This window comes from Modestobacter marinus (assembly GCF_019799945.1).
Lineage (GTDB): Bacteria > Actinomycetota > Actinomycetes > Mycobacteriales > Geodermatophilaceae > Modestobacter > Modestobacter marinus_B.
On record NZ_JABGCH010000081.1, the window covers coordinates 1 to 2,509 of the forward strand.

Annotated in this window: 3 protein-coding genes; 1 reads left to right on the top strand and 2 read right to left on the bottom strand. The window is 71.6% G+C overall.

The window, feature by feature from the left end:
- Window positions 1-770, top strand: a 770-nt coding sequence (locus HK417_RS24120; RefSeq protein WP_222273169.1) for a serine hydrolase, incomplete at its 5' end; no start/stop codon positions are given.
- A gap of 57 nt (window positions 771-827) precedes the next feature.
- Here the strand turns inward: HK417_RS24120 and HK417_RS24125 are convergent.
- Together HK417_RS24125 and HK417_RS24130 are read right to left on the bottom strand one after the other, a co-directional pair.
- Entirely contained in the window at window positions 828-1,409 is a 582-nt protein-coding gene (locus HK417_RS24125) for an SbtR family transcriptional regulator (RefSeq protein WP_222273172.1), read from the bottom strand.
- Window positions 1,410-1,545: 136 nt separating this feature from the next.
- The gene (locus HK417_RS24130) at window positions 1,546-1,995 is read right to left on the bottom strand and encodes a MaoC/PaaZ C-terminal domain-containing protein (RefSeq protein ID WP_222273175.1); all 450 of its coding nucleotides are present in this window, start codon (window positions 1,993-1,995) and stop codon (window positions 1,546-1,548) included.
- Between the last annotated feature and the right edge of the window lie 514 nt (window positions 1,996-2,509).

The window sequence follows — 2,509 nt, forward strand, 5'->3', positions numbered from 1 at the left end:
CTGCCCTCCTCGGCGAGGGCGTCGAGGTTGGGCGTGGCCGCCCGGCCCAGGAAGTCGGGGTCGAAGCCGTCGCCTTCACCTTCGGCTGGATGCTGGACGAGCTGATCCGGCGGGCCACGGGGAAGTCGGTACAGGACGTGATCCGCGACGCGATCACGACACCGCTGGGCATCGACATCCGTCTCGGAGCCCCCGCCGGTGACGCGCTCGGCGCGCGCCGAGCTCGGGTCATCGCCCCGCCACGGGCGACCGAGGAGCAGCCCGAAAGACTCGCCTTCGAGCGGGCGTTCACCTCGGCGGACACCCCGTTGGGTCAGTGCCTGATGGCCACCGGGACCTCCAACCCCATCGTCGAACTCGACCGGTTCATGAACGACGGGCCAGGCATCACCGTCCCGCTGTCCGGCACCAACGGCATCGGCACCGCCCGTGACCTGGCGCGGATGTACCAGCTCCTCGCCCGAGGTGGCGAGCTCGACGGCGTCCGGTTGCTGTCGGAGGCCGCGGTGGAGAACGCCGCCACCCTGGAGTTCGATGGGACCGACGAGCTCTGGGGCACGCCGGCGCGGTGGGCGCTCGGTTACCAGCTGTCAGGGAGCATGGGGACGCGTTACGGACTGGACGGCTCGGGGTTCGGGCAGCCTGGCCAGGGAGGCCAGTACGCCTGGGCCGACCCGGGTCGTGGGCTGTCGTTCGCCTACGTGCGGTCCTACCTCGACCTGCGGGACGACCTGGCTCCGATGGACGCGCTCTACGAAGCGATCCGCTAGCCGTTTCACCCGCGGCCCTCTCGGCGGCGTCTCACCGAGGGCTCGTGACGGCAGTGATCAACGGTGCACGCCGCTGCCGGTGCCGATGCGGTATGCCCCGACGGCCGGTGCGTCCGAGCACGACGGCCGGCCCTTGCGGGACAGGGAGGGCGGGCAGTCGGTGAAGCGGCCTCGCCGACCGGCTCGACGGCGATGCCGACCCTTGACCGGCGGCCTAGTGTCTGATACCCGCTCGCTGACGAGGGTGGATGAGTCGCGGGGCGTCTCCCAGCCGGTTCGCAGGAGTGCGCTGAGCGCAGGGGTCGAGGCCTCGTCGGCCATGGCGGCACCACGCACCCAGCTCGTGGCGAGCCCTGCCAGGAACAGGTCCCGGCCACGCACCCCGAGACGAGCGCGACTGTCGCGCTGGGCTGCGTGGACGAACTCGTCGGTGGTCGTCACGTACCCCTGGCAGGTCAGCGCCAGAGGTGAGGTGTCCTCGGTCAGTGCCACGCGCAGCGGTTCGGGCAGGCCGTCGAAGGCAGTGGCCCACCGGCCGAGTGCGTCCAGCCAATGGGCGAGCGCCGCCGCGGTGTCCTGCTCCTGCTGGCGGATGGCGTCGCGCCGGGCCACCAGCTCGTCGTCGCGCGCCTGCAGCAAGGCGGCGGCGCCTCGGCATCGCGTCACAGATTCCCCGTTCGTCGGGCCCGTGGACGAGGCCACGAGTCCGAGTGGCCGCTGCCCGTCTGGTTGCGGCCGGCCCGCTTGACGCATGGACGGGCTTGACGGTGCAGGGTCAGCCGCCGGGGCGGAGGCTCACCAGCAAGGGGATCTCTCCCTCCTGGACTTCCTCGTCGCGCTGGTTGAGGAGCGTGAAGCGCCGCCGCAGGATGCCGGCATCCCCCTTGCTGGTCAGCCTGGTGTCCAGGATCTCCACCCGACAGCGCACCGTGTCGCCGAGCATCAGGGGCCGCTGGAACCGCCAGCCGTCGATGCCCAGGAGCGCGATCGAGCAGCACTCGAACACCCCGAGCCGCGAGGCCAGCCCCATTGCGACCGACAGCCCGAGGAGTCCGTGCGCGATCCGGTCACCGAACCGTCCGTGCCGGGCTGTTTCCGCGTCGGTGTGCACGGGATTGGTGTCCCAGCTCCAGCCGGCGAAGGTGACGACGTCAGCCTCGGTGATGGTGCGCGCCTGGCTCAGGAACACCTGACCGGACCGGAAGTCCTCGTAGTAGTGGGTCACCGCGGCTCCTCTCCTCCACGCGTCAGGGCCGCCTCGTCGGCACGACGCTCGGGCGTCTGTCGCAGACGCAGTCGAGCACCCTTCCAACCGCTCGGCACTGGTTGGTCTCCCGGACAGCTCCCGCGGCCGGGTCGAGTGCGAGAACGGACCCGATGGGGGGCCTACCACGGCGCTGCCTCGGAGGAGCTCAGGCGGACCGAGCCGGGGGACGCAGCTCAACCGTCGCGCCACCTCGAGACGCCCCTGCCGGCGGCCCAACGGACCGGCGGCAACCGGCCGAGTGGGGTCAGCCGGGCATCAGCCTGGGACACGAAGGCCGCCGGGTTGGCGAGTGGCCACTAGTGCTCCGTCGCGGTGGTCCTTGAGGTCATGCCGGAGCGGGTGGACCATTTCTCATGGCCGCGCATGTGCGGACGGTGAACGTTCCGGAGGCCGATCGGCGAGAGCTGGAGCGGCGGGTCCGGGACAGGGGCGCGCCGGCCCGGGAGGTGGAGCGGGCCCGGATCGTGCTGCT